A 23,635-nucleotide genomic window follows, 5' to 3' on the forward strand; every position below is an offset into this window, starting at 1 on the left:
CCTCCGCGGGCACCACTGCGGTCACGACTCCGGTCACCACCGCGGTCACGACTCCGCGACGTGCTCCGTCGGCGCGGGTGCGGCCACTGACCCCGCGGCACCGCGTCTCCCGACGCGGGCGCCGCTCCTCACTTCGGCCCCACCCGTCTCAGCCGCCTCCCTGGCGATGTGGGACCGGCCGCTCGTGCGCCCGCGACCAGGGCGCGACCGCCGCCTCGGCCTCGCGCGTCATCCGCGCGCCCAGGTGATCCACTGTGTCGGTTGTGTCGGTAGGCTGCGTGAAGTGCCCTGAGTGATCACACCGTTGACCTCGTGTTCTCCCCGTGGAGGGTTCACCGTGAAGGTTCTCGTCGCCGGCGGCGCCGGTTTCATCGGCAGTACCGTCGCCTCCGCCTGTCTCGACGCCGGCATCCGTCCCGTGATCCTCGACAGCCTGGTGACGGGGCGGCGCGAGTTCACCGAGGGGCGGGATTTCTACGAGGGGGACATCGCGGACGGTCCGCTGGTGGACCGCGTCTTCACGGAGCACCCGGACATCGGCGCCGTCATCCACTGCGCGGCCCTGATCGTGGTGCCCGACTCGGTCGCCGACCCGGTCGGCTACTACCGGGCGAACGTCGTCAAGAGCCTCGACTTCGTCTCCCACCTCCTGCGCAACGGCTGCGAGCGGCTGGTCTTCAGCTCCTCCGCCTCCATCTACCGTGCCAACGACGACCTGACCGTCGACGAGGACTCCGCCATCGACCCGCGGAGCCCGTACGCCCGCACCAAGGCGGTGTGCGAGGCCATGTTCGCCGACATCGCCGCCACGCGGCCCCTGCGCGTGCTGTCCCTGCGCTACTTCAACCCCATCGGCGCCGACCCCAAGATGCGCACCGGGCTGCAGCTGCGACGCCCCAGCCATGCCCTGGGCAGGATGATCCTCGCCCAGGAGGAGGGCGTCCCGTTCCCCGTCACCGGTACCGGGTACGCCACCCGCGACGGGTCCGGCATCCGGGACTACATCCACGTCTGGGACCTGGCCGCCGCCCACCTGGCCGCCCTGGAGGCGTTCGACGACCTGCTGACCGGCGGCACGACCTCCCTGGCCGTCAACCTGGGCACCGGCACCGGGACCACCGTGCGCGAACTCCTCGACGCGTTCAACAGCGTGACCGACCGGCCGATCGCGTCCGTCGACGCCCCGGAACGCCCCGGCGATGTGGTGGGCGCCTACACCCGCAGTGACCGCGCCCGCCGGCTCCTCGGCTGGCAGGCGCGGTACCCGGTCGCCGAGGGCATCCGCGACTCGCTGCGGTGGGCGGCCCTCCGCGACGAGATCCTCGCCCCGTAGACGGCCGGTGTTCCGTCCGGCGCCCCCACCGGCCGAAACCCGTACCGTCCCGGCCGTCACGGCCTTAACTTCTGTGCCATGAACAGTTCTGACGACACGACGTACGAAATCCGTATCGCCCGTCCCGAGGACACCCAGGCCATCGAGGATCTCGACGGCTCCTTCACCACCGGCACCATCTTCGAAGTCACCGTTTCCGAGCACGGGTTCACCCTGCGCGAGGTGCCCGTGGACCCGCCGCTGACCAAGGTCTTCCCCGACGACGAGCCCGACGGCGAGAACGACCGGGACGGCGAGGGTGACGAGGACGGCGAGGACGGCGACGCGTCCGGCAGCCGCACCTTCGTCGCCGTCGGCCCCGGTGGTGAGCCGGCCGGTTTCGTCGCCGTCTCCTACTCCCCGTGGAACCGCCGGCTCACCATCGAGGACATCGAGATCGGCCCCGGCCACCGTGGCCGGGGCGTCGGCCGCGCGCTGATGGGGCACGCCGTGGAGTTCGCCCGGGAGTGCGGTGCCGGGCACATCTGGCTGGAGGTCACGAACGTCAACGCCCCGGCGATCCACGCCTACCGGCGCATGGGGTTCGCCTTCTGCGGACTGGACACCACCCTCTACGACGGCACCGCTTCCCACGGTGAGCAGGCGCTCTACATGAGCATGCCCTGCCCCTGAGCCGACAGCAGACGGCCGACGGCGGGGCCGGAGCCGTCGCCCGGCGCGACCGTCACCGTCAGCAGCCAGGCCGCGAACCCCTCGGGGGCCGCGGCCGGCGCGTACCACTCCACCCGCGCGTCCAGCAGCCGGTCGCCGGCCGCCCGGCGGGCGGCGTACCACTCCCGGAACGCCGCCGACCGCCACACCACGAGGGGCACCGACCTCTCGCCGCCCGTGCGGCGGGAGCCCGGTCCGGCCAGGCGCAGGGCCGCGTCCGCCGCCCCCGGGAGCGTGCGCTCCACCGGCACCCCCAGGGCACCGGCGAAGTGCAGCAGGTACGCCATCCGTTCGGCCTCCGGCGGCGTGCCGAGCACCGCCCGGCCCGAGTCGCACCAGGCCCCCCACTTGATGTTGGAGACCAGCCCGGGCAGCCGGGCCATGTCCCGGGGGATCCAGAACAGGATGACGTCGGAACGGCGCATCGTCTCCTCCTCCCAGGCGATCTGGTCCGCGTACGCCGGGTAGGAGCCGCCGGCGGCCGGCTCGGGCAGGAACACCGCCAGCCGTCCCGGGCCGGTCCACGCCGCGCGCAGGGCGGCGACGGCGTCGGGGCGCCACGAGGGCTCCGCCGGGTCGGTGGGGGTCGGGCCGCACAGGTACACGGCCGCCGACCAGTCCTCCGGCGGCTCCTGGCCGACGTACACGACATGGACGCCGGCCACCCCGGAGCCGTCGGCGGCCTCGGCGGTCCGGCGTTCGGGGGTGGCAAGGGACTCAGCGGACACGGGACGCTCCGGGTTCGGTCGGGGAGAGGGGCGGGGAGAGGGTGGCGAGGAAGTCCAGCAGGACGGAGTTGAACGCTTCGGGCCGTTCCAGGAAGCCCAGGTGGCCGGTGTCCGGGAGCTGCTCGTAGCGTGCGCCGGGTATCGCCTCCGCCACCTCGCGGCCCAGCGGGGCGGGTGCCAGCACGTCGTCGGCGAAGCCCACCACCAGCACGGGTGTGGTGATCCGGGCGTAGTCGGCCGGCCGGAGGCGGACCGGCGGCAGCGGGCGGGGGGCGGCGGAGGTACCGCTGAACGCGGCCAGTTCGAACAAGTCGAGCCATTCCGCCGCCGCGCCCTCGTCGGCCAGGGTCCGGGGGAGAGGTTCTGCGTCAGGCGCACGAACGCCTCGTACTCCGGCGGCAGCCGGGTGCCGGCGTCGGCGAACGCGGCCTCCGCCCGGGCCATCGCCTCGCCGACCGGGTCGGGCCGGCCCCGGGTCGCGGCCAGCACCGCGCCGCTCGCCAGGTGCGGATCGGTGAGGAGCAGCTCCTGGACGGCGAGGGCCCCGAGGGAGTGACCGACCAGCGGGCAGGGCGGCAGGCCCAGTGCGGTGACCAGGTCCCGCACGTGGGCGGCGAGTTCGGTGACACCACCGGTCCCGGCCGGGTCGTGGTCGAAGGTGATCGCCTGCCGGCCCGCCGCGGTCAGCGCGGGCACCTGGTGGTGTTCCCAGATCCGGCCGGTGCCGCCCGAGCCCGCGACCAGCACCACCGGCTCGCCGGTGCCGTGCACGGTGTACGCCGGTCGCCCGGCGCAGGCCCGGTCCGTCCCGTCCGCCGGGCCCCTCATGACGCGATCCTGCTCATCGCCGTCTCCACCCACGCCGGGCGCCCGGTGTCCAGGCCGCGCAGCGCCACGTGGACCCAGAGGAAGGATCCCCGGGCCAGGATGTGGTCCCGCAGGCCGGCGCGGACCTCGCCGCCCGCCGCCCGGTAGGCGTCCAGCAGCCCGTCGAGAACGGCCGTCCCTCCGGCGTAGAGCATGTCGACGAAGTCGGCGGCGGGATCCCCGATGTCCGCGTTCGCCCAGTCCAGCAGGCCCGACAGGACCGGCGGGCCGGACGGCGGGCGCTCCACCAGGGTGTGGCCCGGGTGCACGTCCCCGTGGACGAGCACCAGGCGGTCCGGCCACAGCCGGTCGTCGTCCAGCCACTCCCGCCAGCGCCGCGTCCGGGCGGCGGGCAGTCCCAGCTCGGTACGGGCCCGGGCCAGCTTGTCCGCGATCCGGGCGCGGACGTCCTCCGGGGCCGCCGGCGGCCCGCCCGGCAGTTCCCGGGTGCGGTCCGGCGGGGTGGAGTGCACCGCCACCAGGGACCGGGCGAGCGGCTCCAGGTAGCGGTCCGGGTGGGCCAGCGGGTCCATCGACCAGCCGTAGACCAGGGTGTCCGGGTCCTCGCTGCCCGCCGCCTCGCCGGGAAGGCGGGGGTAGGCGACCAGCCCGGGGGTGTGCAGTCGCCAGTCGGGCACCGGCACCGGGACCCGGTCGCGGACGGCGGCCAGGACGGCGCCCTCCACGGCCAGCCGGTCCGCGGCCTCGGGCCGGCGCGGCTGCCGCAGGATCCAGGGGGTGCCGTCGGCGGCCCGGATGTGGGTGACCCGGAAGTCCCAGCCGCTGTCGTCGGCCCGCGCGGACGCCGGGTCGAGCGTCACGCCCAGCTCCCGCGAGGCGTACGCCGCCAGCTCCTCGGCTCCCGGGACCCCGGAGACCCCGGAGACCCCGGAGACCCCGGAGACCCGGGAGTCCTCGGAGGATGCCGTCGCGCTCATCGGCCCGCCCCCACCGGGCCCAGGTGACGGTCACGGGTCGCGTTCCGGTCGACCTTTCCGGTGTGGGTCCGCTCCAGCGCGTCGACCGGGAGGATCAGGCTCGGCACCAGGTGTGGCGGCGCCGTTCGGGACAGACGCTCGCGGATGCCCGCCGCGACCTCGCCGGGCGTGCGGTCCGGCAGCGGCACGAAGAACGCGGCCAGCGTGCCGGTCCCGTCCCGCTCCACCCTCGCGGCCGCGACCGCCGCCACCCCGTCGCACCGCCCGGCCAGCGCCTCCACGTCGAGCAGGTCCACCCGGAAGCCCCGGATCTTCACCTGGTGGTCCGAGCGGCCCCGGAACACCAGAACGCCGCCGTCCGCTTCGCCGACCAGGTCCCCGGTGCGGTACCAGCGGACGCCGTCCCGTTCCGTGAAACGGGCCGCCGTCGCCTCGGGGTCGTCGTGGTAGCCGAGCGCCAGCCCCGGCCCGGAGACGTGCAGCTCGCCCGCCTCGTCGAGCCACTGCCCGACGTGTGGCAGCGGGAGCCCGATGGGCAGGTCCCCGCCCGTCTCCGGCAGTGCGGGCGCGCCCGGCCCGGCCAGTTGGATCGCATGGGTGACCAGCGCCGTCTCCGTGGAACCGTAGGTGTTGAGCAGCCGGACGCCGTCGCGGCCCAGCAGCCGCCAGCGCTCCAGCATGTCGGCGCGGACCGCCTCTCCGCCGATGACCACGGTGCGCAGCGACTCCGGGAGCCGGGCGCCCTGGTGCAGCAGGTCCCCCGTGAGGTCGTTCCAGAACCCGGTCGGCAGCACCGCGACGGAGACCTGCTGGTCCTCCGCCACCCGCGCGAACCCCTCCCGCGCCGCGTCGTCGACGACGAGCGTGGCGCCACCGGTCAGGGCCGGGAGGATCTCCTCCAGGCTGGTGTCGCCGCCGGCGCCGTGGAAGTGCAGGACGTACTCGTCCGGGCCGGTGCCGTACAGGGCGCGCAGCCGCGGCACGACGGCGTCCAGCGCCCGGTGCGGGACCACGACCCCCTTGGGCTCGCCGGTGGAGCCCGAGGTGAACAGCATGTACGCGGGGTCCTCGGGCCGCCCGCCGGGCGCCGGGGGCGCGGCGGCCGAGGCGGGCGCTGCCGGGCCGGTGGCCCAGCGCGGCCGGATCACCGTCTCCACGGGCGGCTGCCAGCCGGTCTCGGCGGTCGCCACGGCCTCCCGGCAGCCGGCCCGCGCCAGGATCGTCTCCAGCCGGGCCTCCGGATGGTCGGCCTCCAGGGGCACGTACGCCCGTCCGGCCGCCAGCACCCCCAGGATCGCCGCCACGTCACGGGCCGAGTGGTGCACGACGACGCCCACGGGCGGCTGGGCGTCCGCGGTGCGCGGTGCGACGGCGCCGGCCACCGCCAGCGCCCAGGCGGCGAGGGTGCCGTAGGTGACGACGAGTCCGTTGTCGACCACGGCCGGCCGTGACGGGTCGTCGCGCGCCGTCCCGAAGAACGGTTCCAGATAAGAGACTTTCGCGGGCTGCATTGTGAAGTTCCTTGTTCTGATGGAATATTGGCGGGTGCATATCGTTGTGGAACACGACCTGAAAATACCCATGCGGGACGGCCGGTTATCGAGTGCCGATCTCTATCGCCCGGATACCGGCGGAGCGGTGCCGGTGCTCATCCGGCGGACGCCTTACGGGAAATCGGGGAATCCCGGCGGGGCCTCCGTCGACGGCCTGCGGCTGGTGCGCTCGGGGTACGCCCTGCTGGTGCAGGACGTCCGCGGCCGGTTCGGCTCCGACGGCACGTTCGACCCCTACTGGAACGAGGCGCGGGACGGCGCGGACACCGTCGCCTGGGCGGTCGCGCAGCCGTGGTGCGACGGCTCGGCGGGCATGTTCGGCCGCTCCTACGAGGCCATGGCCGCGCTGCTCGCGGCCGCCGAGCGGCCGCCCGGCCTGGCCGCCGTCGCCTCCCACATGGGCGGATCCGGGTTCGACGAGGGGTGGACCCGCCAGGGCGGCGCCTTCCAGACGGGCTTCGTCCTCTACTGGGTGCTGTACGACCTCCTGCTCGACGGGGCGGGGCTCGCCGGGCCCGAACGCGCCGAGGTGGCGGAAGCGGTCGACCGGATCGACGAGCTGTACCGGGACCCGGAGGCCGCCGCCGATCTCCTGGACCGGCTCGCGCCCTATTACCGGGAATGGTGTGAACACCCCACCGGCCACCCGTACTGGAAGCGCGCCGCACCCCGTGAGTCGTATCCCGCCGTGGAGATTCCCGTGCTGAATCTGACGGGCTGGTACGACATCTTTCTCGCCGGGGCCCTGGAAAACCACCGGGGATTCCGGGAGCACGGCACGGAGACGTCCTTGGTGGTCGGCCCCTGGTCCCATTGCGTCACCGGCGGGATATTCCCCCGGCGCCGCTACGGGCTGGCCGCCGACGAACAGCGGCTCGACGTCACCGGCCTGCACCTGGACCACTTCGACCGCCATCTGCGGGGGCGGCGGGACGGCGGGGCCCCCGGCCGGGTACGGCTCTTCGTCACCGGCGCCGACGAATGGCGCGCCTTCGCCGACTGGCCGGTCCCCGGCACCGAGGAGTACGTCCTCCACCTGGACGGCCGCCGTCTCGTGCCCGGCCCCGCCCCGGCGGCCCCCGGCAGCGACCGGATCCGCCACGACCCCGCCGATCCGGTGCCCACCACGGGCGGTGCCACCGCCCTGCCCGGCCAGTTCACCGGCGGCGACTGCGGCCCGCTCGACCAGCGGGAGGTGGAACGGCGCGACGACGTGCTGTGCTTCACCGGCGCCCCGCTCGCCGAGCCGCTGACCGTGGTCGGCGACGTCACCCTGACGGTGTTCGTCACCCCCGACGCCGCGGGCGCCGACGTGACCGGCAAGCTCGTCGACGTATGGCCGGACGGCCGGGCGGAGCTGCTGTGCGACGGTGTCCGCCGGCTGGAGCCGGCGGACGCCGTGGCGGGCGGCGGGCCCGCCGCCGAGGGGTCCGGGGAGCCGGCCGAGGTCACCGTCCGGCTCGGCGCGACCGGCCACGTGTTCCGCGCCGGCCACCGGGTCCGCCTGGAGATCGCCGCGAGCAACGCGCCGCGCTTCGACGTCCACCCCCCGGTGGTCGCGCACCACACGGTCCACCACGGCGGCGAGCACCCCTCACTCCTGCGGCTGCCGCGCCTGGCCGGCGACTGAGCCGGCGGCCGGCCCGGCGGCGTCCGTGTCGTGGAAGACGGACAGGTCGGCCACCTTCTCGATCCGCCGGCCCGCCTCCCAGTGCGCCCGGCGCAGCCGCCGCGTCTGGGCCCTGGTGAGGCGGGTGCTGTGCTGCGGGATCGACCGCACCATCCGGGCCCGCTTGGCCGAGGCCGGGTAGCGGTCCCGCACCCGGTACGGGTCGTTGAGCAGGTGGTGGACGGTTCCCGTGTGGAAGGCGGCCTTCAGCAGCGCGTAGTAGGCCGCCGCGCCCACGCCCTTGTCGCGGGCGCAGTGCACCAGGGTCCTGGACGCCTCGAACAGCCGCCAGACCACCGGCACCGCCGGGGTGGTGAACACGCCCGTCTCCTGGGCGATGCCCTCGCCCACGCCGTAGCGGAAATAGCTGCGCATGTTCGCGAAGCCGTGCTGGGCGTCGTGGAAGATCCGGGCCTCCGGCAGGTACACCACCGGGATGCCCGCCAACTGGAGCCGGAAGTCGAACTCCCGGTCCTCGCACCAGTGGATGAGCTCGTCGAAGTGGTAACCGCCGATGTGGTCGACGATCGCGCGGTTGTAGATCAGCGGCGGGGACAGCGCGCTGATGTAGTCGCCTTCGTCGAACTCCCGTACCCGGGCGGTCAGCCTGCTGAGCAGGCCCTCCGACTCCCCGTACACCACCTGCCCCTTGACCACGGGGTCGGTCAGGACGGCGCGGACCATGGCCCGGACCACGCCCGGGGCGAAGGTGCAGTCGGAGTCCATCAGCAGCAGGTACTGCCGGTCGGTGGCGGCGGCCCCCGCGTTGTAGGCCGCGCCCAGGTTGCCGACGTCCTCGATCTCGGTGACGGTCAGCGGCCGCGGGTGCTCCTCGATCAGCTTCAGGATCGCCTTGCTGGGGCCGTTGAGCGCCAGGACGATCTCGACGTCCTCGTCGATCGAGTCGATGCAGTCCGCGATCCGCAGGTCGTCGCGCAGCGCGATGACCACGGCGGTCCGGGCGATGCCCTTGTCGACCGCGGCCTCGTCCACCGGGTCGGTGGCCATCCGTTCTCCCTCGTGTCGGTTGTCTCCGTGCGATGTGCGGGCTCCGCGCGGGCCGCCGGCCCGTGGCGTCCGCGGGGCCGTCATCCGGTCGCGGCCTTGAACCGCAGCGGCAGCGCGCGCAGGGTGCGCTCGGCGATCGCCTCCGCCTCGTCGGGCTCCTCCGCGTAGGCGATCACCCCCGCCAGGACGTCGGCCCCGCCGCGGTACGGCGGCACCACCGTGCCGGGCGCCAGCTCCATGCCCCAGAACACGTCGTGCACCCCGGCCCGGCGGGCGGCGTCGCGCGGGTCGCCGGCCCACTCCACGACCCCGCCGTTCGCCGGGAGGAACCGCTGGACCACCGCGCGGTCGCGCACCGGCTGCAGCTCGGTGAGGTCCAGGGGCCGGCCGAGTGCCAGCCGGACCACGTTGGGCAGCGGGTCCACCCCGGTGGCCAGCCGCATCACCTCGGTGGCGATCCGGGCGCCGGTGATCCGGCAGGTGATCTCCAGCAGCACCACCCGGCCGTCGTGCGTGCACAGGATGTCGGTGTTGATCACCGCCGGGTCCAGGCGCAGGGCCCGCGCCCCGCGCCGTACGACGTCGGTGACCTCCTCGATCCGCTCCGCGGAGAGCCGGCTGGGCAGGGTGTCGCCGCCCTCGAAGAAGTACGGGGCGAACTCCTCCTTGCGCCCGTACTCCCGGTCGGCGAACCCGAACCGGTGCAGCTCACCGTCGGCCATGAAGGCCGCCAGCGTGTGCTCGGTGCCCCGCAGGAACTCCTCGACGACGATCCGGCCGCCGGGGCTGAGCCGCAGTGCCTCGGCGGCGACCCCGGGCACCTGCTCGGCCGACTCCACCTTCATCACGCCGAGCGACCCGGTCTGGTCGCTGGGTTTGATCACGGCCGGCAGACCGGTCACGGCGACCGCCCGCACGGCCTCCTCGACCGTCCCGGCGGTCGCGAAGCGGGGCAGGTCCAGCCCCGCCTCGCCCAGGATCGCGAGCCGCCGGTCCTTGAGCGTGCAGTCGAGCGCCGTCTCCACGGGCAGGCCGGGGCAGCCGAACCGGTGCGCGAGCGCGCTGATCACCGGCGGGTTGTCCGCGCCCAGCGAGAACACCCCGTCCAACCGGTCGATGCCGGCCGCCGCCAGCTCCGCGAGGACCGCCCCGGCATCGCCCGGATCGCAGACCAGCAGGACGTCCGCGGCCGCCCGCGCACGCTCGGTGGGCGTGTCGGTGACCACCACCAACTCCACGCGGGACGAGTGCAGTTCGGCCAGCGAACGGTCCATGCCGGAGCCGAGCCCGCAGACCAGGAGCCGGTCAGTCACGGCCGGCTCCCGGCCCGCCGGAGGCCGGCGCGGGGCGCAGGCTCAGCACCTGGAACACCTCCGCGTGGCCCGAGCCCGAGGTCACCGCGCCCCGGTAACGGGCCAGCCCCCGGATGCCCTCGTCCCAGGCGGCGTGCCGCAACTGGGAGACGTACGCGCGCATCGCCTCGACCTTGGTCTCGATCTGCTCGTCGATGTCCTCGGCGTACTGGAACCGGGCCATCGGCGCCCACACCTCGTACCCGAGCACCAGCCGCGGTGCGGGCATCGGCGGACCGCCCGCCTCCTGGAAGAACTCCGACTGCGCCATCCAGAGGGCCTCGGTGGTCAGTTGGTGCACCATGCGGTGCTCGACGTCGTCGTCGTTGTCGTGGGGCAGGTAGACCACCTGCGGCCGCACCTCACGCAGTACCCGTACGAGGTCCAGGTGGACCCGGCGGGAGAGCGTGAAGTCCCGGGAGGGCTCGTCGAAGCGGACGCAGCGGTGCACGCCCAGCGTCTTCGCGGCGGCCTCGGTCTCGGCGGCGAACTCGGCGTCGGTGACCGCGTCGTCGAGGGCGCTGCGCTCCCGTCCGATGACGATGACCACCGTCACCCGGGCGCCCGCGCGGACGTGTTTCGCGAGGGAACCGCCGCAGCCGATGACGTCGTCGTCGGGGTGCGGCGCGACCACCAGCACATCGGTGACCCCGGTCATGCGCGGGCCTCCGGCGCCTGCCGCGCCCAGCCGGCCCACTGCCCGGTCACCGCGATGCCCTCCGCGAAGGGGGTGCGCGCGGTGAAACCGAGCACCTTCCGGGCCTTGTCGTAGCGGGCGCGGGCGGTCGAGCGGTACAGCTCCAGCTCCCAGTCCGGCACCGGCTCCGCGCCGGGCCCGGCCGTGACCTCGCCGATGCCGCGCAGGGAGCGGATCGCGTCGAAGAACGCGCCCCAGCCGAGTGCCTCGTCGTGGCCGACGAGGAAGCGCTCGCCGGCGGCCTGCCCGGTCCCGGCGGCCAGGAGCACCGCGTCCGCCAGGTCGTCGACGTACACGGCGTTGCACACGCCGCCGCCCCCGCCCGTCGGCAGCGCGGCGAAGTCGCTCTCCGGGCGCCGCAGTTGAGCCGTGGTCCACTGGCCGCCCCACGGTCCGTAGACGACGCCCGGCTGGATCACGACGGTCTCCAGGCCGTCGCCGTCGGCGTCGAGCACCAGCTTCTCCGCGGCCAGCTTCTGCTGCTCGTACTCGCGGTCGGCGGGGTCGGCCGGGCGGGCCGGCGACTCCTCGGTCAACTCGCCGCCGACGGCCGGGTCGTAGACGTCGACGGTGCTCAGGTGCACCACGCGCCGGACGCCGGCGGCGCGGGCGGCGGCCAGGACGTTGGCGGTGCCCTCGACGGAGGCCGCCCAGCGGTCGGCCTCCTCGCCGGCGCTGCCGAAGGCGCAGTGCACGACGGTGTCGCAGCCCTCGAAGGCCGCCCGCAGCGCGTCCGCGTCGAGCAGGTCGCCCCGGCGGAACTCCAGCCGGTCCTGGGGGAGTACGGACAGCCGCGCGACCCGGCCGAAGCCGCGGACCACCGGCCGGACGCCGGCCTCGGTCCCCAGGATCAGCCGCTCGACGAGCCGGCCGCCGATGAACCCGCTCGCGCCGGTGACCGCGACGGTGCGGCCGGCGAGCGCGGGCAGGCCGTCGGTGCCGCGCGTGGTCCACGGCTGGACCGCCCGCTCGGGGGCGGTGTGGCCGTAGCACTCCCGGATCAGCTCCACGACACGGACGCCGTCCTCCGGACCGGAGTGGACGGTGGCGGTGCCGCGGACGGCGGCCGCGAAGTTGGCGAGCTGCTCGGTGAAGAGCAGCTCCCACTCGCCCTGGGCCGGGGCCACCGCCTCCACGTCGCCGCGGTGCAGCTCCACGCCGTCCGCGGTGATCAGGGTGCACTCCCCGGCCGGGAAGTCGGTGCCGATGGTGACGGTCGCCCGGGTGCCCGTCACCGTGCAGGAGATGCCGAGGTCGCGCACCCGGCTGAAGGAGCAGTGCGCGTCGACCGGGCCGAAGCGGAGGTGGGCGGTCGCGTCGGTCTCCACACCGCCCAGGGAGTCGTCCTCGTAGCGGACGACCGACACGTCGGGGCCCAGCCACCACAGCAGCGTGTCGAAGACGTGCGAGGCGGTGTCCGTGAGCACGCCGCCGCCGGCGAGCCGCCGGTCGAACATCGACCAGGAGACGGGCTCCCAGGCGTACGGGTGGCCCTCCGACCAGTCCACGCGCACGACCTCGCCGAGCTCGCCGCCCTCGATGAGCCGCTTGACCCAGGCGTAGGCGGGGAAGAGCCGGCGCGGGTGGGCCATCGCCAGGAGCGGCTTGGAGGGGTCGGCGGCGAGGGCGGCCAGGCGGCGCGCGTCCTCGACCGAGGTGGTCATCGGCTTCTCCAGCAGCACGTGCTTGCCGGCCGCGAGCAGCGGCTCGACGGTCTGTGCGTGCAGGGTGTGCGGGACGACGACCACGGCGGCGTCGAAGGCGTCGGCGGCTTCGGCCGGGTCGGTGGCGATCACCACCTCGTCGGCGCCGGTGCCGCCGAGTTCCCGGTACAGGTCGAGGGCGGCCCGGGCCTGGGCGGGGTCGCGGTCGACGAGCGCGGTGAGCCGCACGTCGCCCTTGAGCGGGGGCAGGGCGGGCAGGTGGCAGCCGCGGGCGGCGGCACCGCACCCGACGATGGCGAGGCGCACGGGAGGCATGGGTTTCTCCAGGGGATGAGAGGACGGGGGTGGTTGTGGGGGAGTGGGCCGCGCGCGGTGGCACGCGGCCCGCTCACGGTGCGTGGTGGACCCAGACGTTGGGCTCGGTGTACGTCCCGTGGCCGTCCTCGGCGACGCTCAGCGGCACCAGGGCCCCGGGCAGGGGATAGTCGCCCGGGCCGGGCAGCGGATGGCCGAGGACCCCTTCCCAGCGGGCGACCGGCTGACGGATCACCAGGGACCGGCGGGCGATGCCCAACTGCCGCGCGCCCAGGTCCAGATGCGTGCGCAGCCACGGGTCGAAGCACCGGCCGTCGGAGCGGCGCCAGGCGGCGTACTCCTCGATCGGGATCAGCGGGTAGCGGGGCTTGCGGGTGGGGCGCACCGGGATGACGACGCCGCGGGGGCACTGCTCGGCGGCCAGACGCCGGGCCTCGGTCAGCAGCCGTTCGGCATGGCCGGCCGCCCGGTGCCCGGCGTCGACGGACACCGACAGCATGCACAGGGCGTCCGGCCGGTCCGGCGGGCCGTTGTCCACGGCCTCCACCAGCACCTCGTCACTGCCGGACGGCAGGGACGCGGGGGTGCCGTCCCACCGGACCGGCAGCCCGTTGGCCGCCGCCACCAGCCGCCCGCCTTCGTCCACCAGGCACAACTGGTGGGCGGGGTAGCGGTCGTACATGCCGTGCCAGCGCCAGTTGCCGGGGGATTCCCAGCTCATGAACTCGGGCATGTTGGCACCGATCAGGGCGTCGACCTCGGGCAGCAGCCAAGGGTCCCGGGACAGGTCGGTGAGCGCGAGGGCCACCGGCGCTCAGCCCAGCAGCCGGGTCTCGGCGGTGGCCCGCATCTCACGGGAACGCCGCAGGTCGGTCGTGACGCACACCCGCTTGAGCCAGCGGTCCGTGCCGTCGTAGCGGGCCTTGAACGGCAGCCGGCCGTGCACCGCCCGGTGGTTGTCGATGAACAGGACGTCGCCCTGGTCCGCGACGACCTCCCGCATCCCGGCGTCCACCACCTTGAACAGCGCGTCGTACGCGCGCCGGGCGTCGGGGTCGTCCTCGGGCACGGAGGTGAAGTACGGGTCGAGGCGCATGTAGGGGTCCGTCCGCGAGCCGTAGAGCAGCGGGCCGAGCGGTCGCTCGTCGATCATCCGCTGGATGGTGGCGAACCGGGCCGCCTCCTCCTCGGAGGCGATCGTGTTGTTCTTCGGGAGGTGGGACTCGTCCGGCGCGATGTGGAAGCGCGGCTCGAAGAGGATGTCGACGTCCTCGGCGGACAGCGAGGACAGGTCCAGCTCGCCGACCGTGGTGGGCACGTGGTCGGGGTTGCGCAGCGCGCCGAGGATCAGGTAGTCGCTGCGGTGGGGGTGGAAGGCGTCCTCGGTGTGCCAGGTCAGCAGCTCCTTGCTGCCCATCCCCAGCTGGTCGTTCTCGTGCTTGCGGATCGGGAAGATGTCATGCACGAGGTGGCCGTCCTGCTGGGTGGTCCAGCCGAAGGGCTCGCCGAGCAGCGCGGAGTACAGCATCAGCAGGAGCTCCTCGGGGAACTCCGGGCCGGGCCGGGTGCGGCCGCGCCAGTGGGCGGGGGTGGGGCCGATGCGCCGCTGGTCGAAGTCGTGCCCGTGGATCACCGCGTGGCCGCGGCGGTCGGCCAGCTTGAACTCGCGCAGGAAGTGCTGCACGCCCAGCGGCAGCCGGGCCGCCAGCCCCGGGAGGTCCCGCAGCAGCACGGGGTCGTCGAAGGACGGGTAGGTGTCGGCCAGTTCGAGGCCGAGCGCCGCGGTCGCGGCGGCCTCCTCGGGCGTCAGGGTGTAGCCGTACGGGGAAGGGTCGGTGAGGTTCGACATGCCAACTCTCGCTGAGTGGTCGGGGCTGATTGCTGCCCGCGGTCGGCCGGAGCCGGGACCGCGGGCCCTCGGGTGGTGCGGGGTGACGTCGTGCCCGGGGGGTGCGCGACGGTGGTGTCAGGGCCGGGCGGCCGCGCTCCGCGCGAGCGCCTCGGCCAGCAGCCGGGGGTCGGACGGGTGAACAGGGCGCTCGCCCGCAGCCCCTCGGCGGCGGGGAAGGACTCGCGCAGTCGCGCGAGCAGGCGCATGGCGAGCAGGGACTGCCCGCCGTGGTCGAAGAAGTCGTCGTCGGGGCCGAGCGCCGGTGCGCGCAGGACCTCGCGGAACAGGCCCAGCACGGTGTGCAGTGGCTCGTCCGGGTGCCCCTCCGGGGCGGTTTCCGGCGCTCCGGCCGGTTCCGCCCGTGCCGTGGCCGCCGCCCAGGTGGCCAGCAGGCGCTTGTCGATCTTCCCGTGCGGGTTCTTCGGCAGCACGGCCACCCGGTGGAGCACCCGGGGTACGGCCCAGTCGGGCAGCCGGGCCTCCAGGGGCGCCACCAGCGCGGCCCGTTCCGCGCCGGTCAGGCGGACCGCCTCGCCGGGCGGCGGGGCGTACCGGGGGTCGGCCGGGACGGTGAACGCCCACAGCACGGTGCCGGTCTCCGGGTCCGGGAAGACGACGGCCTGGCCGACCGACGGGTCCTCGCACAGCGCGCGCTCGACCCGGGCCGGCTCCAGGCGGTGGCCGCGGATCTTCACCTGGTCGTCGACCCGGCCGAGGAAGACCAACTGCCCGTCGGCGTCGATCCGTCCCAGGTCACCGGTCACGTACACGCGCGCCCCGGGGGCGGTGGCCGACGGGTCGGCGACGAACCGGCGGGCGGTGGCGGCCTCGTCGTCGAGGAAGCCGCGGGCCAGCAGCGGCCCGCCGATGTGGATCTCACCGGTCTCGCCGTCCGGCACGGGCCGCCCGTCGCGCCGGACGCTGATCTCCACGTCCCGCAGCGGAGTGCCCAGCGGGACCTCCCGGGCGTCGGCCGACAGCAGCCCGGTGTAGAAGGTCGAGCTGACGGTGCACTCGGTCAGCCCGTAGACGTGGGCGAGCCGGGCCGGCTGACGGTCCTGCCACGCGCGGTAGGGCCGCGGGTCCATCCGCTCGCCGCCGACCACCACCGTGCGCAGGCTCTCCGGGGTGGTCAGGCCGCCGGCGTCGAGCCAGCGGGCGTACTCCAGCCAGTACTGCGTGGACAGTTCCACGATGGTGGTCCCGGTGCGGGCCATCGTGGCGTGCAGCTCCTCGGCGTCCAGCGCCCGGGTGTCCGGCCGGCAGACCACGGCCGCCCCGGCGGCGAGGGCGGGGAAGACCTCCTCGACGAGGACGTCGAAGCCCAGCGAGGCCACCTGCAGCCAGCGGTCCGCGGCCGTCAGCTCCAGCCGTTCGGCGACGGCGGCCGCGAACCGGCGCAGCGCGTCCCGCTCGACGACCGTGCCCTTGGGCTGCCCGGTGGATCCGGAGGTGAACAGCACGTACGCCATGGCGCCGGCCCCGGCCCGGGGCGGGGGAGCGGTGGGGCCGGTGTCCGCGGTGCCGTCCGGCACGTACGCCCCCTCGGGGGCGTGGCGGCCGTCACCGAGCCACACCGCCGCCCCGGTGCGGCGCACCAGCGCGGCCCGCGCCGCGGCGGGCAGCCGGTCGTCGAGGACGGTGAACCCGGCCCCGGCCTTCAGCACCGCGAGCATGCCCAGCACCGTGCGGCCGGCGTCGGGGAACGCGAGGCCCACCAACCGCTCCGGGCCCGCGCCGCGTCCGGTCAGGGAGTTTGCCCAGGCGTCGGTCAGGCGGTCCACGTCCCCGTAGGTCAGCACCCGGCCCGGGGTCACCAGCGCGGGGGCCTCGGTGTGGGCGCGGACGGAGTGGTCCCACAGGTCGAGCACGTCGGGTTCGGTCATGGCGGTCACCGGGCGGCCCCACGGGCGCGCAGGAAATCCGACAGCCCGGCGAGACCGGCCCGGAAGCTCTCCTCCGGGCCGCCGAAGCCGAGCCGGGCGCCGTGCGGCGCGCCGAAGGCCGTGCCCGGCACCAGCAGGGTGCGGTGCCGGGAGAGCAGCTCCAGGCAGAGCCGTTCCACCGCCTCCGGCCCGGCCGCCGTCTCCTCCAGCTCACGGAAGACGGGCAGCGCGCACACGCCGCCCTCCGGCGGGGTCCAGCGCACGAGGTCCTCGTGCCGGGCCATCCACTCCGTGAGGTGCGCGAGGTTGCGCCGCGCCTCGGCGGCCCGCCGGGCGATCAGCACGTCGGCGTTGCGCATCGCCCGCTCGGCGATCAGTTCCACCAGCGGGGAGAGGAAGAGCGTGGTGCGGTCGCGCAGCGGGAAGACGGCCGTGAGCAGCTCCGGCGGCGCGATGGCCCAGCCCACCCGGAGCCCGGGCAGGCCGAAGGTCTTGGAGAAGGTGCCGTAGGACACCGTGTCGCCGCCGTCGCCGCCGGGGTCCGGGAGCACGTCCCAGCGGTGGGCGATCTCGGCGGTGGCGGCGTCCCAGACGAGGGCGGCCCCGGCGGCCGCCGTCCGCTCGGTCAGCTCCTTGAGGCCCTGGGGGGAGAGCGTGACGCCGGAGGGGTTGTGCGGGAAGTTGACGATCACGGCGGTCGTCCCCGGGGTGACCAGGGCCGTCAGCACGTCGGGGTCGATCTCCCCGTCGCGCACGGCGGTCGCCGGCAGTTCGGCGACCTCGCAGCCCGCCGCCCGCGGGTAGTGGCCCAGGGAGTGGTAGATGCCCTCCTGGACGACCACCCGGTCGCCGCCCCGCAGCAGGGTGCCCAGCGTGAGCGCGATGGCCTCGCTGGAGCCGTGGGTGACCAGCACCCGGTCGGCGTCGCCCCCCGCGTAACGGTCGGCTATCGCCTGCCGGATGCCCGCTCCGCCCTGGGAGACGCTGTCATCCATGACGATCGCGTCGAGGTCCTCGGCCGCGATGCCGCACAGGTCGCGGATCTCGGCGAAGGAATACGGGTGGACGCCGCTGGAGCTGATGTCGTGGATGTCGGGGCCCAGATGCCGGCGGTACCACTCCTCGAGCACCGGAGGGTCTTCACGCCGCGGACGGAGACTGCTCATGGCTGTGCACGGTCCCTTCTATCCCTGAGGGGTGTCCCGCCACCACCGCTGCCCGGCGAGCGGGAGCGTGTCGATGGGGTCGTAGTAGTGGTACGAGCCGCTGTGGGCGTCCGGGTCCGCCGCCTCCAGCGGGGTGAGGTAGCTCTTGCTCCAGTGGGAGATGCCGAGCTCGCGGTCGTAGGAGTCGGCCTGGTCGACCCAGCGCTTGCCGGCCATCGGCACGTCGCACACGATGCGGGGGGTGGCGAAACCGGGCAGGTAGCCCATGATCTGACGCTGGATCAGCTGGGCCCGGTGCAGGGGCAGGCGCCAGTGCTCGGCGTTGGGGATCATGTCGCACATGTAGAAGTAGTACGGCGTGATCCCGGCGTGGTCGGTGAGCGCGAAGCACAGGTCGAGCAGGTCGTGCGCGCTGTCGTTGACCCCGCGCATGAGCACGCCCTGGTTGCGTACGTCGTGCAGGCCCGCGCCCAGCAGCGCCCAGGCCGCGTCCGCCACCGCGGGCGTCACCTGCTGGGCGGCGTTGGCGTGGGTGTGCAGGGCGATCCGCACCCCGCGGGACCGGGCGGTCGCGGCGAGCCGGGCGACGCCCTCCAGCACCGGGCCGGACCGCCAGTATTGGGGCAGCCCGATCAGGCCCTTGCTCGCCAGCCGGATGTCCCGGATCGAATCGATCTCCAGCAGGCCGCCGACGAACCTTTCCAGCCGCGGCCAGGGCAGGTTGGCGAGGTCGCCGCCGGAGACCACCACGTCCCGGATGCCGGGGGAGTTGCGCAGGTGTTCCAGGATGCGGTCGGCCCGGTCGGCCGGCTTGAGCCGGAGCCTGTTCTTGACGACCTGCGGCGTGGAGTTGCCCACCAGGTCCATCCGGGTGCAGTGCCCGCAGTACTGGGGGCACGTCGACAGCAGCTCCGCCAGCACCTTCGTGGGGTAGCGGTGGGTCAGCCCCTCCACCACCCACATGTCCTGCTCGTGCAGGGAGTCACGACTGGCCATGGGGTGTGAGGGCCACCGCGGGTGCCGGTCGGAGAAGACCGGCAGCATGTAGCGGCGCACCGGGTCGTCGTAGAACGCCTTGGTGAGTCCTCCCGGGCCGGGGGCTTCCGCCCCCGGGGCCATCGTGTTGATCATCTGGGGTGGCAGCAGCACCGACATGGTGGCGCGGTGCAGCCGGTCCTGCTCCCAGTCCTCGTAGAACTCCTCGTCGAGGAGGTCGCCCATGACCGCGCGCAGCCCCTTGGCGTCCTTCACACAGTTCGCGCGCTGCCACTGGGGGTCGGCCCACTGGGCCTCGGTGACGTCACGCCACCCGGGGAGGCGCCGCCAGTCCGGTTCCACGAGCGGACGGTCGCGGTACTCGTAGACGCCCTCCAGCGCTGCCGCGTCGGTCTGACTGCGTGCTGTGTCCACCAACCGTCTCCCGTTCCCGTCGGATTCGGCCGTCACCTGACAGCAACTGATCTTGCAGAGCGCCGGGGTTGTACACGAGGGGAGGTTGTACGGGGTGCACGGCAGGTGTGGTCCTGTACAAAACCTGGCGCACGACGGGAAACGGAAGCGGACGGACGGGCGTTGGGGTGGGTGAGCCGACGGCGGGCCGGCCCGGAAGGGCGGAACCGGCGGATGGCCGGATTCATCGGTTGATCGGTTGATCAATGTGATTGCGGCATGTACCAATGGCCGGGAGATTCCGGTGCGGGACTTCTCCGGCCCCGGCGGCCACCTCCGGCTGCCCATGCCGACGGACCGCCGCCGCCGACCCCGGTTGTACGGCTACGAGATGTGTGCTTCGGCGAGACAATCGATGACGAGGGGGAAACATGCCCAGGCCAGAGCGGTTACTGGACCCAGCAGCCGGACCGCTGGAAGCCTTCGCCCACGACCTGCGCGCTCTACGGAGACAAGCAGGGAATCCCTCCTACCGCACGATGGCGAAAACCGCCCACTACTCGGTGGCCACGCTCTCCGAGGCCGCCCGGGGACTGCACAAACCCTCGTTGAAAGTGACTCTCGCCTATGTGACCGCCTGTGGCGGTGACCCCGACCTGTGGGCGCGGCGCTGGCACCGTGTCACCCGCGAACTGGAGGCACGGGAGACGCGGGGCCGCCGCCCGGCCCGTGACGACGCCAGGACCGCCGACCGCGAGGTCCCGGGCGGACTGACCGCCGACGAACGGGCCGAACTCCGCGAGCTGCGCAGCGAGGTGGAGCAGCTGCGGCACGCGAACGAGGTCCTCAAGGCCGCATCCGCGATCTTTGCCGCGGATCTCCGTACAACCGCACAGGTCGTGTACAACTCCCCTGGCCGACAAGATCGGTTGGTGTGACCGGTACGCCGCGTGCCCACGGGCCCCGGGGCGTAACCGGAAGATCCCGACCGACCTTTGGGGACTGACCATGCGTGTGCTCGGAGTCAACGGCTGGCCCGGGGCCAGCCACGACGGTGCCGCCTGCCTCGTCGTGGACGGCGAAGTCGTCGCCCTGGCCGAGGAGGAACGCTTCACCCGCAACAAGCACGCCTACGGCGAAGCGCCCCTCAACGCCGCTGCCCACTGCCTCGCGGAGGGCGGTCTCACCCTGGACGACATCGACGTCGTCGCCCACGGGTGGGACCTGCCCAGGCTCTTCGGGGACCGCGGCCTGGACTGGTTCGCCACCGACGCCGACGCCCTGGAACACCTGCTGCCCAAGGCGCTCTTCCCGCGCTCCAAGGACCCCCGGCTGACCTTCGTCGACCACCACATCGCCCACGCCGCCAGCGCCTACCACCTCTCCGGGCGGGACCGGGGAGCGATCCTCGTCCTGGACGGGCAGGGCGAGAACGAGAGCACCACCCTCGCCGTCGGCGTCGACGGAGAGATCAAGACCCTGCGCGCACACACCCCCGGCTGGTCGCTGGGCTACTTCTACGCCGCCGTCTGCGAGTACGCGGGCCTCGGCGCCGACGCCGCCGGCAAGATGATGGGCCTCGCCTCCTACGGCACGCCCGGCGACATCACCTTCGGCGGCGCCCTCGGCTTCACCGACGAGGACTTCACCGTCGGCGCGGTCCCGCCGGACCTGCGCTCCGTCGGCACCACCGACGAGGAGACCGCCACCATCCGGCACTGGCTGGAGCACCTGGAGAAGGCCGTCCCGGACACCCCCAACCGCTCCCGCCGCCGCTTCGACCCCCGCACCGGCCGCTTCACCAGGGTCACCGACCGCGACCCCTTCGAGTACCGCGACCTCGCGGCCACCGCCCAGGCGGCCCTGGAACGCGCGGTCATGGGCCTGGTCCGCGGTCTGCTCCGGGAGACCGGCGAGACCACGCTGCTCGTCGCGGGCGGTGTCGGCTTCAACGCCACCCTCAACGGCAAGCTCATGCGCATGCCGGAGGTCGGCGACCTCTTCGTCCAGCCCCTCGCGGGCGACCAGGGCGTCTCCCTCGGCGCGGCGGTCTGGGTCGCGTCCCGGGAGGGCGACCGGATCCGGCCCATGGAGGGCTCGGTGGCCTGGGGCCCCCAGTGGTCGCCGGACGAGATCCGCCGCGTCCTGGACGCCTCCGGCACCGCCTACACCGAGCCCGCGGACATCGCCGCCGCGACCGCCGGGATCCTGGCCGGCGGCGGGGTCGCCGGCTGGTTCCAGGGCCGGGCCGAGGGCGGCCCCCGCGCCCTGGGCCACCGCAGCATGGTGGCCGTACCCGCCCCGGAGAGCACCCGCGACCGGGTCAACGTCCGCATCAAGGACCGCGAGGCGTGGCGGCCGTTCGCCCCGAGCATGCAGGAGGAGGCGGCCGAGGCCCTGATCGGCACCGCCACCCCGCTGCCGTACATGATCGTCACCACCCCGGTCACCGAGACCGGTGCCGAGGCCATGCCGGCCGTGGTGCACAGCGACCGCACCACCCGGCCGCAGACCGTCTCCGCCGCCGTCGACCCCCTCTACCACCGGCTCATCGGCGAGGTGGGCGAGCACACCGGTACCGCGGTCGTCCTCAACACCTCCTTCAACGGCCGTGACGAGCCGGTCGTGTGCAGCCCCCGCGACGCCCTCGCCACCTTCCACCGGCTGCCCATGGACGCCCTGGCCCTCGGCCCGTTCCTGGTGCGCCGCCCCTCCGGCTCCCTCGGGGAGGCCGGCGCGTGACCGCCCCCGTCCACCCGGGTCCCGGCCCCGCCGCGGACCCGGGCCCCGGCCCGGCCGCCCCGGCCGTCGACGAGATCCGGGCGCGACTGGCGGCATGGCTCGCCGAGGCGGTGCTCGTCCCGGAGGCGGACCCCACGGCCCCGCTGCGCGACCTCGGCGTGGACTCCCTCGACCTCATCCGCCTCACCCGCCGGATCGAGGCCGCCTTCGGCGTCCGGCTGGGACTGCGGGAGCTGTTCGCCCCGGAGACGACCACCGACCGGCTGGCCGGGCTGGTGGCCGAGCGGGCCGCCCGGCGCCGCTCCGCCGACGCCGCCCCACCCGGAACGGGCCACGGCCCGGTCGTGCTCACCCCCTCCCAGGAACAGGCATGGGAGGAGCAGACCGGTGACCGCGGCCACTGGAACCAGGCCATGCTGTTCACCACCCGGCCCGGCATCGACCCGGACCTGTTCGCCGAGGCCGTCCGGCGCCTGGTCGCCGGCCACGCCTCGCTGCGGCTGGCCGTCGAGGCCCGTCCGGCCCGGCGGCCCCGGCAGACGGCCGAGGCCATCGCCGCCGACGGCCCCCCCGCCGAGGTCCTCGGGGACGTGCTCGACATCGTGGACATCTCCGAACTCGCCGACGCCGAACTGCCGGCCGCGGTCACCCTGCGCTGTGCGATCGAGCAGCGCTCCCTCGACCCGCGGGCCGGCCGCGTGGCCCGGTTCGTCCGGTTCGACGCGGGTCCGGCCCGCCCGGGCCGGCTGCTGATCGCCGTCCACCAGCTCGCGTTCGACATGGTGTCGTGGTCCGTCCTCCTGGAGGACCTGGAGGAGCTGTACACGGCGCTCGAATCCGGCCGCGACGACGCGTGGTGCGGCGAGGGCACCCCGTACCCGCGGTGGGCCGAGGCCCTGGCCGCCCACGCCCGCACCCCCGAGGCCGAGGCGGAAGCCGAGTGGTGGACGGAGGTGGCCCGCACCCCGGCCACCCTCCCGCCGGACCACCCCGTCGAGGACCCGCGGGCCGTGAACACGGCCGCCACCGCCGCCACCCACACCGAGGAGTTCCCGCGGGAACTCACCGCGCGCCTCCACACGGCGGCCCGCGCGCACCGCGCCCACCCCGGAGACCTGGTCCTGCACGCCCTGGGCGAGACGCTGGCCGGCCTGCTCGACGAGCCGGCGGTCCGGGTGGACATCCTGCGGCACGGCCGGGAGGAGGCCGTCGGCGACAGCCATCTCGCCCGCACCACCGGCTGGTTCACCACCACGGTCCCGGTCCGCCTGGACCTCACCCCCGGCACCCCGGCCGAACGGCTCGCCCGCACCGTCGGACACCTCGCCGCCCTGCCCGGCGGGGGAGTCGGCCACGGCGCGCTCGCCCGCCACGGCCGGCCGAGGATCTCGGCCGCGCTGCGCGCCGCCCCGCCCAGCGACGTCTCCTTCGACTTCGAGGGCGACGACGTGGACGCCCTGCCGCTGGGCGCCCTCCTGCCGGACCTGGCGCCGGAACCGGTCGGCGACATCACCGCCCCGCACTGGGTGCGTCCGCACCTCGTCGAGGTGATCGCCACCACCGACGACGGGGTCCTGCGCGTCGAGTGGTGGTACTCCACCGCCCTGCACGAGGAGGCGACCGTACGCGACCTCGCCGCCCGGCACCGGGCCGCGCTCACCGCGCTCCTCGACGCGGCGGCGCCCACCGCCCCGTAGCCGAACGCCTCACGGACGGACAGAGAAGA

General features: G+C 74.4%; 19 protein-coding genes and 1 pseudogene. 6 read left to right on the forward strand and 14 right to left on the reverse strand.

Features of this window, described 5'->3' with window-relative positions:
- The first annotated feature begins 337 nt into the window (after positions 1–337).
- The gene (gene galE / locus ACQEVS_RS27100; RefSeq protein ID WP_433024419.1) at positions 338–1,333 is read left to right on the forward strand and encodes a UDP-glucose 4-epimerase GalE; all 996 of its coding nucleotides are present in this window, start codon (positions 338–340) and stop codon (positions 1,331–1,333) included.
- 78 nt (positions 1,334–1,411) lie between these two features.
- Positions 1,412–2,005: a GNAT family N-acetyltransferase gene (locus ACQEVS_RS27105; protein WP_433024421.1), complete on the forward strand. Its 594-nt coding sequence runs from the start codon at positions 1,412–1,414 to the stop codon at positions 2,003–2,005.
- On the opposite strand, the gene ACQEVS_RS27110 is transcribed toward ACQEVS_RS27105, so the two are convergent.
- The 5 genes and pseudogenes from ACQEVS_RS27110 to ACQEVS_RS27130 form a co-directional block, all read right to left on the reverse strand.
- Positions 1,981–2,772 (reverse strand): nucleoside 2-deoxyribosyltransferase domain-containing protein, encoded by a 792-nt coding sequence (locus ACQEVS_RS27110; RefSeq protein WP_433027939.1) that lies wholly within the window; start codon positions 2,770–2,772, stop codon positions 1,981–1,983. The two genes, ACQEVS_RS27105 and ACQEVS_RS27110, sit on opposite strands and share 25 nt — an antisense overlap.
- Positions 2,762–3,082 carry an alpha/beta fold hydrolase gene (locus tag ACQEVS_RS27115; RefSeq protein ID WP_433028193.1) on the reverse strand — a complete coding sequence of 107 codons (321 nt, stop codon included), beginning with the start codon at positions 3,080–3,082 and terminating at the stop codon, positions 2,762–2,764. The genes ACQEVS_RS27110 and ACQEVS_RS27115 overlap by 11 nt, the downstream gene beginning before the upstream one ends.
- Positions 3,083–3,252: 170 nt before the next feature.
- A pseudogene (locus tag ACQEVS_RS27120) lies at positions 3,253–3,600 on the reverse strand (alpha/beta fold hydrolase); the annotation flags it as partial.
- A complete protein-coding gene (locus tag ACQEVS_RS27125) occupies positions 3,597–4,577 on the reverse strand; it encodes a macrolide 2'-phosphotransferase (protein WP_433024423.1) in 981 nt (326 codons plus the stop codon). The pseudogene ACQEVS_RS27120 and the gene ACQEVS_RS27125, both read right to left, overlap by 4 nt.
- Entirely contained in the window at positions 4,574–6,088 is a 1,515-nt protein-coding gene (locus ACQEVS_RS27130; protein ID WP_433024425.1) for an AMP-binding protein, read from the reverse strand. The genes ACQEVS_RS27125 and ACQEVS_RS27130 overlap by 4 nt, the downstream gene beginning before the upstream one ends.
- 19 nt (positions 6,089–6,107) lie before the next feature.
- Here ACQEVS_RS27130 and ACQEVS_RS27135 point away from each other — a divergent pair, with 19 nt between their 5' ends.
- Positions 6,108–7,760 (forward strand): CocE/NonD family hydrolase, encoded by a 1,653-nt coding sequence (locus tag ACQEVS_RS27135; RefSeq protein ID WP_433024427.1) that lies wholly within the window; start codon positions 6,108–6,110, stop codon positions 7,758–7,760.
- Here the strand turns inward: ACQEVS_RS27135 and ACQEVS_RS27140 are convergent.
- The 9 genes from ACQEVS_RS27140 to ACQEVS_RS27180 all read right to left on the reverse strand — a co-directional run bounded on the left by ACQEVS_RS27140 (position 7,725) and on the right by ACQEVS_RS27180 (position 19,188).
- Complete coding sequence (locus ACQEVS_RS27140; RefSeq protein WP_433024429.1) at positions 7,725–8,807, reverse strand: glycosyltransferase; 1,083 nt, start codon at positions 8,805–8,807, stop codon at positions 7,725–7,727. The two genes, ACQEVS_RS27135 and ACQEVS_RS27140, sit on opposite strands and share 36 nt — an antisense overlap.
- An 80-nt stretch (positions 8,808–8,887) precedes the next feature.
- Complete coding sequence (locus tag ACQEVS_RS27145) at positions 8,888–10,120, reverse strand: ATP-grasp domain-containing protein (RefSeq protein ID WP_433024431.1); 1,233 nt, start codon at positions 10,118–10,120, stop codon at positions 8,888–8,890.
- A complete protein-coding gene (locus ACQEVS_RS27150; protein WP_433024433.1) occupies positions 10,113–10,817 on the reverse strand; it encodes a PIG-L deacetylase family protein in 705 nt (234 codons plus the stop codon). The genes ACQEVS_RS27145 and ACQEVS_RS27150 overlap by 8 nt, the downstream gene beginning before the upstream one ends.
- Positions 10,814–12,835 (reverse strand): NAD-dependent epimerase/dehydratase family protein, encoded by a 2,022-nt coding sequence (locus ACQEVS_RS27155; protein WP_433024435.1) that lies wholly within the window; start codon positions 12,833–12,835, stop codon positions 10,814–10,816. The genes ACQEVS_RS27150 and ACQEVS_RS27155 overlap by 4 nt, the downstream gene beginning before the upstream one ends.
- A 73-nt stretch (positions 12,836–12,908) precedes the next feature.
- Positions 12,909–13,643, reverse strand: a complete 735-nt coding sequence (locus tag ACQEVS_RS27160; RefSeq protein ID WP_433024437.1) for a hypothetical protein — start codon at positions 13,641–13,643, stop codon at positions 12,909–12,911.
- 6 nt (positions 13,644–13,649) lie between these two features.
- On the reverse strand, positions 13,650–14,684 hold the full coding sequence (gene vioC / locus ACQEVS_RS27165) for an arginine beta-hydroxylase, Fe(II)/alpha-ketoglutarate-dependent (protein ID WP_433024439.1): 1,035 nt from the start codon (positions 14,682–14,684) through the stop codon (positions 13,650–13,652).
- Positions 14,642–16,612 (reverse strand): amino acid adenylation domain-containing protein, encoded by a 1,971-nt coding sequence (locus ACQEVS_RS27170; protein WP_433024441.1) that lies wholly within the window; start codon positions 16,610–16,612, stop codon positions 14,642–14,644. Before ACQEVS_RS27170 ends, vioC begins: the two co-directional genes overlap by 43 nt.
- Positions 16,613–16,617: 5 nt before the next feature.
- Positions 16,618–17,742, reverse strand: a complete 1,125-nt coding sequence (vioD, locus tag ACQEVS_RS27175) for a capreomycidine synthase (RefSeq protein WP_433024443.1) — start codon at positions 17,740–17,742, stop codon at positions 16,618–16,620.
- Between the two features lie 54 nt (positions 17,743–17,796).
- Entirely contained in the window at positions 17,797–19,188 is a 1,392-nt protein-coding gene (locus ACQEVS_RS27180; protein WP_433024445.1) for a KamA family radical SAM protein, read from the reverse strand.
- Positions 19,189–19,598: 410 nt separating this feature from the next.
- On the opposite strand from ACQEVS_RS27180, the gene ACQEVS_RS27185 reads away from it, so the two are divergent.
- The 3 genes from ACQEVS_RS27185 (at position 19,599) to ACQEVS_RS27195 (ending at position 23,606) form a co-directional block, all read left to right on the forward strand.
- Positions 19,599–20,105: an XRE family transcriptional regulator gene (locus tag ACQEVS_RS27185; protein ID WP_433024447.1), complete on the forward strand. Its 507-nt coding sequence runs from the start codon at positions 19,599–19,601 to the stop codon at positions 20,103–20,105.
- Positions 20,106–20,175: 70 nt separating this feature from the next.
- Positions 20,176–21,909: a carbamoyltransferase family protein gene (locus ACQEVS_RS27190; RefSeq protein WP_433024449.1), complete on the forward strand. Its 1,734-nt coding sequence runs from the start codon at positions 20,176–20,178 to the stop codon at positions 21,907–21,909.
- Positions 21,906–23,606, forward strand: a complete 1,701-nt coding sequence (locus ACQEVS_RS27195) for a condensation domain-containing protein (protein WP_433024451.1) — start codon at positions 21,906–21,908, stop codon at positions 23,604–23,606. Before ACQEVS_RS27190 ends, ACQEVS_RS27195 begins: the two co-directional genes overlap by 4 nt.
- The last annotated feature ends 29 nt before the right edge of the window (positions 23,607–23,635 follow it).

Origin of the sequence: Streptomyces sp. CA-181903 (assembly GCF_050937075.1) — a bacterium.
GTDB lineage: Bacteria > Actinomycetota > Actinomycetes > Streptomycetales > Streptomycetaceae > Streptomyces.